The organism is Psychrobacter sp. DAB_AL62B (assembly GCF_028895345.1).
Taxonomy (GTDB): domain Bacteria; phylum Pseudomonadota; class Gammaproteobacteria; order Pseudomonadales; family Moraxellaceae; genus Psychrobacter.
Map to the genome: position 1 here is coordinate 82,382 of NZ_SAXC01000007.1, position 14,377 is coordinate 96,758.

13 protein-coding genes are annotated in these 14,377 nt (G+C 41.3%); 5 read left to right on the top strand and 8 right to left on the bottom strand.

Annotation, left to right across the window (positions count from 1 at the left end):
* Positions 1–163: 163 nt before the first annotated feature.
* From EPB74_RS10135 to EPB74_RS10150, 4 genes are all read left to right on the top strand, one after another.
* On the top strand, positions 164–676 hold the full coding sequence (locus EPB74_RS10135; RefSeq protein WP_274904041.1) for a hypothetical protein: 513 nt from the start codon (positions 164–166) through the stop codon (positions 674–676).
* 51 nt (positions 677–727) lie between these two features.
* Complete coding sequence (locus tag EPB74_RS10140) at positions 728–1,258, top strand: DNA-directed RNA polymerase subunit alpha C-terminal domain-containing protein (RefSeq protein ID WP_274904042.1); 531 nt, start codon at positions 728–730, stop codon at positions 1,256–1,258.
* 458 nt (positions 1,259–1,716) lie between these two features.
* The gene (locus EPB74_RS10145; RefSeq protein ID WP_274904043.1) at positions 1,717–2,514 is read left to right on the top strand and encodes a hypothetical protein; all 798 of its coding nucleotides are present in this window, start codon (positions 1,717–1,719) and stop codon (positions 2,512–2,514) included.
* A gap of 426 nt (positions 2,515–2,940) precedes the next feature.
* Positions 2,941–3,894, top strand: coding sequence for a DUF1853 family protein (locus EPB74_RS10150; protein WP_274904044.1), 954 nt, complete (start codon positions 2,941–2,943; stop codon positions 3,892–3,894).
* Positions 3,895–3,922: 28 nt separating this feature from the next.
* Here the strand turns inward: EPB74_RS10150 and EPB74_RS10155 are convergent, their stop codons facing one another.
* From EPB74_RS10155 to EPB74_RS10185, 7 genes are all read right to left on the bottom strand, one after another.
* Positions 3,923–4,453: a DUF2726 domain-containing protein gene (locus tag EPB74_RS10155; RefSeq protein WP_089556032.1), complete on the bottom strand. Its 531-nt coding sequence runs from the start codon at positions 4,451–4,453 to the stop codon at positions 3,923–3,925.
* Between the two features lie 311 nt (positions 4,454–4,764).
* On the bottom strand, positions 4,765–5,982 hold the full coding sequence (locus EPB74_RS10160) for an SPOR and LysM peptidoglycan-binding domain-containing protein (protein ID WP_274904045.1): 1,218 nt from the start codon (positions 5,980–5,982) through the stop codon (positions 4,765–4,767).
* A gap of 274 nt (positions 5,983–6,256) precedes the next feature.
* Positions 6,257–7,639 (bottom strand): bifunctional folylpolyglutamate synthase/dihydrofolate synthase, encoded by a 1,383-nt coding sequence (locus tag EPB74_RS10165; protein WP_274904046.1) that lies wholly within the window; start codon positions 7,637–7,639, stop codon positions 6,257–6,259.
* A 189-nt stretch (positions 7,640–7,828) separates the two neighbouring features.
* Positions 7,829–8,704, bottom strand: coding sequence for an acetyl-CoA carboxylase, carboxyltransferase subunit beta (gene accD, locus EPB74_RS10170; RefSeq protein ID WP_089556034.1), 876 nt, complete (start codon positions 8,702–8,704; stop codon positions 7,829–7,831).
* 336 nt (positions 8,705–9,040) lie between these two features.
* Complete coding sequence (trpA, locus tag EPB74_RS10175; RefSeq protein ID WP_274904047.1) at positions 9,041–9,865, bottom strand: tryptophan synthase subunit alpha; 825 nt, start codon at positions 9,863–9,865, stop codon at positions 9,041–9,043.
* A 127-nt stretch (positions 9,866–9,992) separates the two neighbouring features.
* Positions 9,993–11,195 carry a tryptophan synthase subunit beta gene (gene trpB / locus EPB74_RS10180; RefSeq protein ID WP_274904087.1) on the bottom strand — a complete coding sequence of 401 codons (1,203 nt, stop codon included), beginning with the start codon at positions 11,193–11,195 and terminating at the stop codon, positions 9,993–9,995.
* 195 nt (positions 11,196–11,390) lie between these two features.
* On the bottom strand, positions 11,391–12,074 hold the full coding sequence (locus EPB74_RS10185; protein WP_274904048.1) for a phosphoribosylanthranilate isomerase: 684 nt from the start codon (positions 12,072–12,074) through the stop codon (positions 11,391–11,393).
* Between the two features lie 273 nt (positions 12,075–12,347).
* Between EPB74_RS10185 and EPB74_RS10190 the strand changes: the two genes are divergently transcribed.
* Complete coding sequence (locus tag EPB74_RS10190) at positions 12,348–13,919, top strand: cryptochrome/photolyase family protein (protein ID WP_274904049.1); 1,572 nt, start codon at positions 12,348–12,350, stop codon at positions 13,917–13,919.
* A gap of 188 nt (positions 13,920–14,107) precedes the next feature.
* On the opposite strand, the gene EPB74_RS10195 is transcribed toward EPB74_RS10190, so the two are convergent.
* Positions 14,108–14,320 carry a hypothetical protein gene (locus EPB74_RS10195; protein ID WP_274904050.1) on the bottom strand — a complete coding sequence of 71 codons (213 nt, stop codon included), beginning with the start codon at positions 14,318–14,320 and terminating at the stop codon, positions 14,108–14,110.
* Between the last annotated feature and the right edge of the window lie 57 nt (positions 14,321–14,377).

Here is a 14,377-nt window from a genome sequence, read left to right on the forward strand (position 1 = left end):
TTTAGGTTATATCCTTGCTTACGCAGTTATCTAAGATGACCATAAAGTGATTGAATGTAAACTTCAGATTATTAGTGAGCATAGCCCATTTCTTGGACAGCTCAAATTTAGATAACCTGCGCTATATACTCTTATAAAAATTATTTATGATAAGGACATTTAAATGAGTTACTTGACTAAAGCTACCGCTATATGTTTACTCACTACTCTATCTATTACTTCTTATGCTCAGTCTATTGAGTCAGCGATTAAGAAAGAAGTTGCTACTAAAGTTAATATTTTGAACGTAAATGAGAGAAAAATTACGCTAGATGCTGGCTATGCACAAGATGAGGCATTTAAGTATGATACTGAAGGCCAAAAAATAGTCATGAAAGATATTAATTCTGACGGTATTAAAGATGCAATAGTATTGTTTTATTATTGTGAGAAAACCAATTGCCATACGACCACAAAAAGTGTTGATTTGGTAGTTTTTAAAGGTCTTGGCAAAAACCAGTTCACTAAATTAGGGTCAGCTTCGCTTGGGTTAAAGGCTAAAATAAATAGTATTAACAATGGTGTTATAAACGTTGTTTCATACGACTATGGTAAGACAGATCCAGGGTGTTGCCCTGAAAAAGAAACCAAAAAATCATATAAGATAAAAAACGGTAAATTAGCTAAGATAAAATAATCTAAATGCCCTTTTAAATAAAATATATCTAATAAGGGTTTTTAGTAGCTAATGAGTAGTTTACCTATTTTCAACATCGTCCCAACAAGCCAAAACCAACAAATAGCCATAGGGCGAACCATGACATTGAATAAACGTGAGTACATAGCACTTGAGTTATTAAAAGTTAAAGATATAACTGTAATAGAAGCTTATGAGATGGCTGATGACTTTATTACAGAGTCTTCACAGGGGCTTATGGACGACTCTAGTGAAGCAACTAATAGCGAGATTGATAATTCAGTATCTGATACTGATTCTATTTTTTCACTCGGTATTGAAGCTCTAGAGATGTCTAATCGAACTACCACCTTCTTGAAAAACAATGAAATTAAAACTATAGCGCAGTTAGTGGTAATAAAAGTATCTGATATGTTTAACTCAAAGCACTATGATGACTACCGAATTGAAGTGCGAAAGACACTAGCGAAAATAAAATTAGACTTAGAGATGAATAAGTACGAAGTTCTTGATTATAATTCATCTGATCATGTACAGATAATTAAAGGTCCAGAAGGCGAATCTATATTAAAGCCTGTGTAGTAAAGTAGATGATATAGCGACAAAATCTGTCTCTCAATGTAATATACTTAAGAATATTATCAAACCACCATAATTATTCTGTCATCATTTTTGGTATTTTTTTACTTTCAAATAAATATTAAAGGTTGAGTGACTTTTTCAAATTGCGGTATATTTTGCGGTATATTTTTATTTATTAAATAATAAACCTATACATATAAAAGCGTACAGCCAATACTTTACTTCCTGCCGTTCCGACCAAACATAGCAGTAAAGAGAAAAGCCAATCATTGTTTTCAATGATTGGCTTTTCTCTTTACTGCTATGTTTGGCTAGTGATTGTATGATGGTTCATTAAGTAAATAATAATAAAAATCTTGCAAGGCACGATGAGTAATCGAAAGCCAGCCGTTCACACACTTTTAGGCTGGTAATGCCTTGCAGCTATTTTGGTTTAAGGGTGTGTAAAGGTCTGAATTGTGTCGTATAAAGATGAAGCGCGTAAGTATCAATTATTGAATACAACTTTTGAGCGTAATTTATCAAAACCAACTTATGAGCAGATTGAAAATTTAGTTTTCTTTGATAAAGACTGTAATGATATCCAGCGCAAAAATAACTATACTTTTTTAGCTAACCTAGAGGAAGCCATAAATAGTTATGTACAAGAAAGTGAAATAGACTATCAAAAAGATAATACGTTTGATGGTAGTCCTGATTGCGGGTGTGATTATGATTGTGAATGCAGTTTAAATGTTTTTGCAATGTCTACATTCAAAAATATAGCGCGGCAATTTAATTTAGATCTAGAGAATAATAACACTCTAGTAAATAATGCATTAGCTGGTTTTACAGTAGGAGAGCAACAGAGGTTATTAAGTTGTAATATCGCAGAGGTAGTAAGAATAATAATGTATAAAAGTTTGTCATATCTATCATACGATCTAGGTTTTTATGATATTTCTTTCAAACATCATGAAGTAGCAATTATCATGTATGGAGGAATAATGGTTGATGTACGAGTTGATATTACTGATTACCTAGAAGAAGAAATTTCAGCTAGGGGTAAAAAAGCGTCTGATGCAAGGTGGCAGCCACATAGAGAAGAAAAAAAGGAACGTAAAAAGAAATATATTAAGATTATGAAAGACAAAGGGTTTAGCACTTACACCGATGCAGCTAGTTATATTAAATTGCATGTTGATACAGATAAAACACCGTCATTCCCTACTGTATGTCGTCTATTAAGCGAAGCTGATAAGGGTGACTTCTCATAGCAGATTGTCGCATGCATGCATTGAACGCTCTATGCATGCATACGACAATCCATGCATGCATGAGTATTTAGCTATATCAATCTACCACATAAGATAAGCCCATGCACCGTTACGCACCCTAGTGTGACGGCATAACATGGAGCTAGACACATGAAATATCAGAATCACACCTCTCTTAACTCAGTTCCACCGCATAACGCACCTAGCAACTTATCAAAATGGCTACTCCCGATACTCAAAACGGTATTCAGCATTTTATTACCTTACTTGCTATCTTCGCCTGATATCAGCATTAATATTCATCACATTAACATCCTGTTTTAAAGTCAAAAAACTGAGCACTACCCTAGCTGATACTTGTCATCTATAGACTTTTACCAAACAAGCCGCTAGGGTAAATACCTTATGTTTACTCTGGTTTGACCTATGTCTGAGTTTAAGACTTCACGCTCTGATACTCCCCCAACTTATGCGCTTTGGGAAGCGTACAGGCGACCTTATGTGCGAGATTTGGCTTACGTGCTGGCATGCCCAAATGTTTTGACGGCATGGCTGGACTTTGCGCCACATCAGAATACACATGCGATTACGGTACATAGCGCAAGTTTTTGGCAAATGCAGTTTGAGGCATATCAGCAGCGTTTAAAAGAGCTGGATACTACCAATGGTTATCAGGAGCTAACCCGCTATTTATTAAAACGGCCCAGTCCCAATCGTTTGGGTTTTCATTTTGAAGGATTGCTATCATTTTGGTTAGCAGATGGCTTTGCGCGTAACTTACATCCATACGAGATACTTGCTAGTAATGTGCAGTTATTTAATGGTAAACAGACGACTGGCGAGCTAGATTTGATTTTATATAACCATAAAGAAAAGCTAACCGAACATTGGGAGTTGGCGATTAAGTTTTTTATGGGATCAGCGCCTTTTGAGCCTGAGAATTGGGTTGGGATTAATTCCAAAGATAATTTGCAGCGTAAGATGACACATATGCAAACCAAACAGTTCCGTACAGTGTGGGTAGACACTGAAAATCATGGGCAAGTTAAAATTGATAAACGTTATGGTGTCATAAAAGGTCGGTTCTTTTTGCCAATAAACACTAATGATTTTAGTTATCCTGCTTGGTTAGCGCCGAGTTTTCCGATACATGAATGGTGCGATAAGAATAATACGGCTAATCTCGCGACAATTGATATAACCGCACTGCGAAGCGCCCACTATATTGAATGGTTTACTAGGCGCGACTTCTATGATGATCGTCAACCACCACTCACCTGCGCTGCAAACGATATACTAAAAACAGGACTATACTTCGAAGGAGATAGACCGATAGTCATCTACCCTGAGCAGCGCGATCGGATAGATGACAAATTCTAAGTAGTTTTAATAAAGGTTTTAATACCTGTTAATAACTCTCAATAACCTGCATCAGCTCATATCTCAGCATATCCGCACTAGGCATACGCTCAGCGTGAAAGCGAACGATAGCAATGCCCGCGCTAGCAAGGGCTTTATCTTTTTTATCATCCGCTTTTTGTCGTGCTTTACTGCTATGCGTCCAATCATCAAGCTCAATGGCCACCAAAGTAGTTTGTGCATCAACGTCGACGATCACATAATCAACACTCTGACGACAGATACGATTAAACCAAAAACTGCGCTCGGAGGTCTCATTACTGTTCGCCTCGATGATTCGTGACAGCTGAACTTGCACAAAGATATGATATTCCGGCAGCGCGTTTTTTAACTTATTAAAAAATATTACCTCAGTAGCGGTCATAATCGGCATCGGCGCAAATGGCCAAATAGGTAGCTCGTCGCCGCGTACAGGTTGCGGGTCAGGTTCAGTAATTTGTTTAGTAGAAAACAGTTTTGGTAAGGTAATAAGCCCCAAAAACCCAACCGCCAATATTAAAAATATAACACCAAATGACATTGTTTTACCTTATACATTATCAAAACAGTTAGATAGGTATGATGGCTTTGCCAATATGATAGCTTGGCTAAACATGTCATACCTCTAACCGCAACAGGTCAGCCCTTATAGGCTGACAGGTTATACAGAGAGAAACAGAAAAAAGCGACGCTCATCGTAACTAAGCATGGGCTAATCAGCAAACACTAAAACAAAAAACACGACATCAGATGTCGTGTTTTAATCATAAGAAAGTAAGAAGCTAAATAAATATAACGAAAGCTATGCTATTTATTTAGGAATCATTCATTTGTAGCAGCCTAGACGCTATTTTAGCGCCAGTATAATACCCAAGCACTGGTCGTATTAACTTTGGGGTCGCTATTGATTTTATCTTTTAGGGCTAAAGCGGCTACTTTACCACGCTCGGGACCTACGACCACGCGTACACCGCGACTAGTAATACTGGTCTTAACTTGATAGCCTGCTGCTTGGAATTTTTTGGCTAATTCATCCGCTTTGGCTTGGTCATTCGCCAACGCCACTTGCACGCCAAAGCTACCTTTAGCATCGGTTTCTTTAACTTCCTTGCGAGCCTCACTAAGTTTCTGCTGGGCGTCACGCTTCGCATCAACCGACTTCTTGGCTAACGCTTCTTCTTTTTGACGCTTGTCTTCACGCGATTGCTCAGCAGTTGTTGCTTCACGCTCTAAACGCTGTACTTGCTTACGTGATGGGATCGTTATATTTTGACCCAGCTGTAACGATGCCGATGGTGAGAGGTTGTTCGCTTGAGCCAAGACTTCTACCGGCATATTGTATTGCCTTGCCAGTTTAATCAGACCATCGCCTCTTTTGACTTGATAATCAGAGGGCGACTTAGGCGGCTCATTCTTAGCTGCTTCTGCTACTTTAGCCGCCTCTCTTTTGTTCTCAGCCATGGCCTGTGCTTCAGCCTGCCTTTTCGCTTCAGCTTCTTTTTTGCTATCTGCTAACTTTTTAGCAGCGGCTTGTGCTCTGATGCTGGCTTGTCGCTGAGCTTCTTGTTGCGCTTGGGCAGATTTTTGCTGAGCGTTAGTACTCGAGTTTGTGGTCGTGTCAGCTGATGTATTAGCGCTATTATTATTGCTCAACTGCGTGGTTGGCGTTTCAAGTGTATTTTTTGCCGTCTCTTTATTGGCACTGTCTTTAAGACTGTCTTCAGCAGCGGGTGCGCTGCTAGCCATATACTGCTGACTTTCAGCTCTTGCTTTTGCCAATGCTTGTGCCTCAGCGGCCTCTTGTTCGGTTAAGAACAGCTTGGCACGCTTTTCTTGCTCTGCGACGCGAGCCGCACGTTCTTTTTGTTTTTGTGCCAAGATACGTTTTTCTGTCTCGATATCAGTCGTCAGTGGCTGTGGAGACGCTTGCTCGCTACTTGGTTTATCTATCATCGCTGACGTTGGCGCTGGTTTATTCGTATCACCAATCTGTTGCACCATAGCGTATAGCATCACGCTACCGCCTATAATCATCCCAATGCCCAATAAGGCTTGTCTCGAAAAATTCATCCGTTTACGTCTCTTAGTTGGTAATAAGGTTGATTGAGCGGCGCTTCTATCGTCTCAAAGCTATGTTATAGAAAGCTATACTATAAATAGCCTTGATAAACAGTTATTGCCGCCGATTACGTCTATCAGTTTTCAAACAGTTTTCAAATTTTATGCCGACCTTCTAATAACAGCCTTCTAAATCACTTTGATTATAAAGCATATTTTTCATGCTGTCTGCCATCACGCTGCTACTAAGACTAACATTAAACGGTCACGGTTTTAACTTAAATTATCACATCTCAAGTGCAAACAATGCCTCTCCAATCGTATGAAAAGAGCCACATACCACGATTAAATCTTGTGGCTGACTGGCAGCTATAATCGCATAGGTTGCTTCTGGCAAACGTTTAAACGCATGTATCTGAGCATCATCGACATAGCGCGCTAAGATATCTTGCAAATGCTCCGTACTGGCTGCCCGAGGATAATCAATTTCGGCAATAAACCAGTCGCTAATCGGCAAACCTGCTTCAGTCAAACACTGCACGACTTTATTGATATCTTTATCACCCAGCATGGAAAACAGCATTTTAATGCTGGCAGGTGTGCTTTTAGCTTGGTCAGTTTGGTTAACTTGTTCAGCTGTTTTTTGTTTTGCTAGATGCTGCTGCCAAAACGGTAATAACTGCGCCAATAAAAACTCAACGCCCTGCTCATTATGTGCCACATCAAATAACCACTGACGATTATGCATCTCACGGTAATCAAAGCGACCTGCGAGCTTTACCGTTTGTAGGGCTTGCTCGATGGCATTGGTATCAACATTTAATGGGCTTGCCAATACCGCTGACAAGGCATTGGCGGTATTGGTCAACGACAGCGCAGGGCGTGGCAATTGTAAAGTAACAGCGGCATTGCTATATTGCCACGTAGTTGAGTCAATTTCGCGGTAACTAAAATCTTTCCCCATTTGATAACAGGTCGCCTGATGCTTATCAATGGCTTGCTGTACACTGGTTGGCATCTCAGTAGCGCCATAAATCACGCTAATGCCATCACGTAAGATACCCGCTTTTTCCGTACCAATATCTTCAACGTTATCGCCTAGCCAATCGACATGATCGATGGCGATGTTGGTAATGACTGCCATATCAGCATCAATAATATTGACCACATCCAAACGTCCGCCCAGCCCTACTTCTAATACCCAAACATCACAATCTGCTTCGGCAAATATAAGTAAAGCTGCGAGTGTCGTCATCTCAAAAAATGACAAAGTTAAATCGCACTGCAACCGTGCTGCTTCTACTTTTCTAAAGGCATTAATTAAGATCTCATCGCTGACCATCTCGCCATTGATGCGCACACGCTCGTTAAAAACACTCAAGTGCGGTGATTGATACAGTGCCGTTTTATACCCTGCAGCTTGGCACATCTGCGCAATAACCGCAGTCGTTGAACCTTTGCCATTGGTACCTGCGACGGTAAATACATAAGTGTCGTCTTTAGCTGACTGTACCACCCCTAGTGCCTCAGCGACTGGTAGCACGCGTGATAAGCCCATATCTATCGCAGAAACATGGATCTGCTGCATATAATCAAGCCATTCGGTCAGGCTGGCTTCATTGTGAGGGCTACTGCTGCTAGGGCTATGAGAAACTAAAGAATCAGACATGGACAAAACCTATATCAAAGTTTGAAAATAAAGAATAAAGACAGTATAACGAGCTTGGTAGAAAGCAAAAATAGCATTTACCGTTATTCACGATAAATGCTATTCGTTAGTTTTACATATTTGGCAGATATTAGCACGCCGCTAAGCCGTTATATACTTAATAAGAGTCTCAATAATAGGTTTATTAACCTATTGAGCATCAACATTAGGTACGCGGGATAATTTTGCTAGCAGACGATAAATAGTATCAATCAGCTGATGACGATGCACTACCTCATCAACCACACCATGCTCTAATAAAAACTCAGCACGCTGGAACGGCTCTTCTAGCGTCTCGCGTACGGTCTGTTCAATCACGCGCTTGCCAGCAAAGCCAATCATCGCTTTAGGTTCTGCCAGATGAATATCACCAAGCATTGCAAGTGATGCGGTCACACCGCCATACACAGGATTGGTCAGTACCACGATATACGGCACGCCAGCAATTCTTAAGCGTTCAATCGCAGCAGCAGTTCGTGCCATTTGCATTAATGAAAGCAGACCTTCTTGCATACGCGCACCGCCAGAAGCAGCAAAGCAGACTAAAGGTACTTTATCTTCAAGGGCTTTTTCGGCAGCTTGGACGAAGCGATCACCAACCACTGACCCCATAGAGCCACCCATAAAACGAAAGTCAAACGCACAAGTGACCACATCAAGATTGCGCAGCTTACCATACATCACGATCAGCGCTTCGCTCTCGCCCGTTTTGGTCTGTGCTTCCGTCATCCGTAGTGGGTAAGGCTTGCTATCTACAAATTTTAGCGGATCTTTGGCGGTAAATTCTTGCCCAAGTTCACCTTCTACTTGATCGAGTAACCAGTTTAAGCGTTCACGAGCACTCATCGGCAAATGATGATCACAATGCGGGCAGACATAACAGTTAAAAATCAGCGCCGTATTGGTAATCATTGAATGACAACTCGTGCATTCTGTTGACGGCTCGGTTTCTACTGCGGTTAATGGCGCTGTTAATTGCTGCTTTATACCCGGTATCGGGCGATCAAACCATGATTGCCCAGCCATACTACTGCTCTGCTGAGCGCTAGCAGCACCATCGTTATTGGTTTCGAATTTTGTTATCGTATCAGTCATATTATTCGCCATTATCAAAGGCTTATCGGCAAGTTGGCTCATTCACTTGTCACTAAGAGTCGTTTTATAAGAATCAGTTTAAGAGTCACATACAGTCATAACATGAGCAGTTATAAAGCACGCTTACGCGTAACTGTAACAATTTATATGTGATGTTAGTTTACACACGTAAACTAACTTTAGCAAAGCCAATTGACCGTGTCTGTATAAACATTATTATAAAAAATGTGACGCTATTTTAACTCAGCCATTCGCACTCTCAAAAAATTAAGCATTCAAACTATCAAGTGCGCCGCGTAACTCATCCATTTTTGCCATGATTTTCTGCTGTGCATTAGCGACAGCCGTGGCATCATTGGCATCGATATCGGCAAAGTTTTGTACCAGTGCGCTACCCACGATAATACCGTCTGCATGAGCACCGATTGCTTTGGCTGACGTCGCATCACGAATACCAAAACCCACACATACAGGCAAATCCGTCTCCGCTTTAATTGCTTGTACTTGCTTTGCGACATCGTCAGTATCCAGCGTTGCCGAACCGGTGACGCCTTTTAAAGACACATAATAAATATAACCACCGCAATGGGTCAATACTTGCTCACGGCGCTCAGGCAAGGTGGTTGGAGACAATAAGAAAATCTCATTCATCGTATGTTCGGTTAAATGCTGGGTAAAGCTACCTGCTTCTGCTGGTGGTAAATCAACCATCAAAACCCCATCAACGCCTGACTGCTCACATAGCGCAACGAAGTTATCATAACCAATAATCTCAACTGGATTAAGATAACCCATCAGGATAATTGGCGTTTGCGTGTCTTGCTGACGAAACTCTGCGACCATTTTTAGCGCATCACGAGTACTGGTGCCCGCTGCCAACGCACGCTCTCCTGCCAGCGCAACAGTTGGACCATCTGCCATTGGATCAGAAAATGGCAAGCCAACTTCAATCATATCCGCGCCGTGCTTGACTAAGTCATGTAGCAAACCAACAAAGTTACTAGGATTAGGATCGCCTGCCATTACATAGGGGATGAGTGCTTTTTTATTTTGTGCTTTTAGGGTTTTAAAGGTGCTTTCAATTCTGGTCATAGTGGTCTCTTAATTATTATAAACTGGCTTATTCCACCCTTTATTAAATAATCTGTATTAAATATTAAAGGGCGCTAAGCAGTTTTTCTTATAAGGATAATGCAATAACTAGTAAAGATAGTTGTGATTACAACTCAATCCCTTTTGCTTTCATAACAGAATGCAAATCTTTATCGCCGCGACCTGACATATTGACGATGATGGTTTGATCAGGGGTCATGGTCTTAGCGAGCTTCAGTGCATAAGCAACGGCATGAGCAGATTCAAGCGCAGGAATGATACCTTCTTTACGTGTGACTTCATGAAAACCTTCTAACGATTCCTTATCAGTGCAGCCGACATATTCAACGCGCTTCATGTCTTTTAAGAAGCTGTGCTCAGGACCAACACCAGGATAATCAAGTCCTGCCGAGATAGAATGCGTTTCTTGAATTTGACCTTCATCATCCGCCATCAAATAGGTACGGTTGCCGTGTAATACACCAATACGACCCGCTGCCAACGGCGCTGAATGACGACCAGTTTCGATGCCATCGCCTGTTGCTTCGACGCCATACATTTTAACTTCTGTGTCGTTTAGGAAGTCAAAGAACAAACCAATGGCATTAGAGCCACCGCCAACACAAGCGACTAGCGCATCTGGTAATTTGCCAGTAATCTGTAAATGCTGAATACGTGCTTCTTTACCGATAATCGCTTGGAAATCACGTACTAATAACGGATAAGGATGCGGACCGGCAACCGTACCGATAATATAATAAGTGCTATCAACATTGGTAACCCAGTCACGCATCGCTTCGTTCATGGCGTCTTTAAGCGTGCGTGAGCCAGAGGTGACTGGTACAACCGTTGCACCAAGTAAGCGCATACGATAGACGTTCATTTTTTGACGCTCAACATCGTCAGCGCCCATATAAATAATACACTCTAGCCCCAAACGCGCGGCAATCGTCGCCGTCGCCACACCATGCTGCCCTGCTCCGGTCTCTGCAATAATACGTTTTTTACCGCTCATTTTAGCAAGCAACGCTTGACCAATCGTATTATTCACCTTGTGCGCGCCAGTATGATTCAGGTCTTCACGTTTAAAGTAAATTTGCGCACCACCAATTTCATCACTCAAACGCTTAGCATGATAAAGCGGCGTTGGGCGTCCGACGTAGTTGACCAAGTCATTGTGATACTCTTCCCAAAACTTAGGATCTAATTTAACTCTATTATATAACGCTTCTAACTCTTCTAATGCTGCCATCAAGGTTTCAGAGACGAAACGCCCACCATGGACACCAAAATGTCCGCGGGCATCAGGATATTGATTAAAATCTTGCACGCTTTCTGGATTGGTAAAGGTATTGATAGCTTGGGCGGTGGTAGATAAATCTTTATTAGCGACATGACTCATGGTAATTCCTACTGTAATAAGTGGTATTTTTTAGGATTAGTATTTTTTTAAAATAACTATAGGGGAAACAGTTTACGTCGTTAGCTTTGGCAGTTTGAAACCATAAAACTTGAAACTATAAAGCTAGCTATTTATATTCGAAGGTTCGCTAAGCGTATCGTTTTGCCATCGGTCGCGTTTGACCGCTTTCATAAAGGCGCGCATTTTAGCAGGGTCTTTTTTACCTTTATCAATCTCAATACCACCGCTGACATCGACTGCATAAATAGGCAGTTCATAAGCCCTAGCGACATTGTCAGCATCAAGTCCACCCGCTAAGATAATCGGTAGTGAGCTCTCTTTTGGTATAAGGCTCCAGTCAAAGCGTGCGCCAGTACCACCATATTTATGTTGATGGTAAGCATCTAGTAATATGCTGCTAGCCCCTGCTGCGGCAAAATTGTCAACCTGTGTATTAACACTCTCAAGCGTATCTTGCTCAGCATTGATACGCAACGCTTTAATCCAGCGCTTATTGACTGAATTTGCCAGCTGTTGACACTGCTCAGGGCTTTCATCGCCGTGAAATTGAATGATATCAAAAGAGACATTGTTTGCCAGTTTAATCAGTTCATCCTCAGACATATTGACTACCAAAGCTACCACACTGATAAAGGCTGGTACAGCAGCGCTTAAGGTTTGCGCTTGTTCGATCGTCACAGCACGCGGGCTTGGTGGATAAAACACCAAACCGACCGCATCCACATCTAATTGTGCAGCAGTACGAACATCACTAAGCTGGGTAAAACCGCAAAACTTAACGTGCATGGTGTGACCTTAAATATAATACTCAGTATGACATTATTAAATTGGCTTAGCTAAACTGGCTGGCGTTAAATGATAATCACCAATCCTAAAGATTAGATATGATGATGATTTGTTAATCGGATGGCAAATCAATTGCATCCAAAAACTTATCCTAGCATACTTTTATTCATAGTTTTGTTTATGATTGTGATTGATTAAAATAAGGATTCTTGGATGTCTAAAACGATGGCGGAAAGCACAAAAAACAGCAATAGTAAGGACCTTAAGGAAAATATGAGTCAGCCACATTATCTGATGTGGTTCCGCCGCGATCTACGAGTTCATGATAATACCGCTCTAGCTGCACTCTGTGAGCGGGCAAACGCAGACAACGCTCAGGTCAGCGCTGTGTTTTTTTGCACCCCTGAACAATGGCAAGCACATGATATGTCGCTCACACAGCTTGACCATATCGCGCGCACTTTGCCTATTCTCGCAAAAAATTTGCAAACTCAATTAAATATCAAATTAACCGTACAAGTTTGTCCGAGCTTTTCTGATTGTGTTGAGACGCTAAACGCGCTATGTATCGCAAACAATATCAGCTGTATCATGGCCAATTATGAGTACGAAGGCAATGAGATTGCACGTGATGAGCAATTAATCAACCAGCTCCTCGATACTGATATTGAGTTTATCCGCTGGCATGACCAATGTATCTTACCACCGCAAAGTATCACTACCAATGACGACAGCATGTATCAAGTATTTACCCCATTTTATAAGAAATGGCGACATACCTTGGAGGTGGGCGATATACAAATGCATAAAGCACCAGCTATCAGTAGCAATAGCAATAACAAGGTAGATCTAAAATTATCAGAAGTTAGTGCAAACACTAGCGAAGCATTATGCAAAAATATCGTCAGCGACTATCAGCTACATTTACAGAGTAAGGAAAGCTATAAGCATATAGATACGGATGCCCAGCTCGGTCAAGCTCGTAGCGCTTACCCTGCTGGAGAGGTTGCTGCTTGTCATCGATTAGACCAGTTTATCGCCGAAGATATTAATAACTATGATGTAAGCCGCGATGTACCAAGCTTACAGGCGACCAGTCAGTTATCAGCCTACCTTACTATTGGTGCAATCAGTCCCAGACTTTGCTACTTACAAGCAACTAAAGCGCTGGGGGAGTTACATGGAAATAATAGTGACAATCTTGATATTTCTGACAATAATGACATCAACCGCTGGATAAGTGAGCTGGCTTGGCGAGATTTTTATCGCCATGTTTTAGACTATAAGCCCGAACTGATCCGCCATCAAGCTTATAAACATGATACCGATATCAAGGTTAATTGGTCTTATAATCAGCAGGACTTTAATACATGGTGTGTAGGCAAGACTGGCGTGCCATTAGTCGATGCGGCAATGCGCTGTCTCAATGCGACGGGCTTTATGCACAATCGCTTGCGTATGGTTACGGCGATGTTTTTGACCAAAGACTTATTGATTGATTGGCGCTGGGGCGAGCGCTACTTTATGCAGCAGCTAATAGATGGTGACTTTGCGTCAAACAATGGCGGCTGGCAGTGGAGTGCTTCGACTGGTACCGATGCTGCGCCCTACTTCCGTATTATGAACCCCTTTAGCCAAGCCAAAAGCCATGACCCTGATGGGATATTTGTTAAGAACTGGCTACCTGAGCTAAAAGAAGTTCCTGCCAGCATTTTGCATAGCGAAGATAAGATGCGCAAGCTGCTCAGCACCAGTGGTCAGCTAGTTAAAATTGACTATCCACAGCCTATGGTCGATCATAAAGCCGCACGGCAATTAGCGATTGCTGAATTTAAAAAAGACTGACATATAGTCAATTCTAAATAAAACAGATACATGATGTTTTTACGCGAAACTGGAATAAATTTTTCTGGCTTGCTGTGCCTGCGCCGATAGAGGCTGCGAAAAATTCATTTCAGTTCCGCTGTATCGTTTTTATACTGAACTCACTATATGACGTCAACACTAAAGCATCAATTTGATAAACACTTCACCTACTGCACTTTAGTCACATTACCTACACCCTTATTAGTGTCAGCTGGCGCTTCTAATATACGGGTTTGGATAGTGTAGAGAGCATAGGCTAACAAGGTAAAGCTTATAATTAATAATATCCATGTAGAAAACGAGAGCGATTCTTTTGGCTTAGGACGCTTATTAAGCTGACGTTCAGACTTAGAAGACGGTTTATTATTAGGAGTTGTCATATGCGCCACCTCTTATATAATGTTATATCACTAACGAAATTCATAAGTTAATTATGA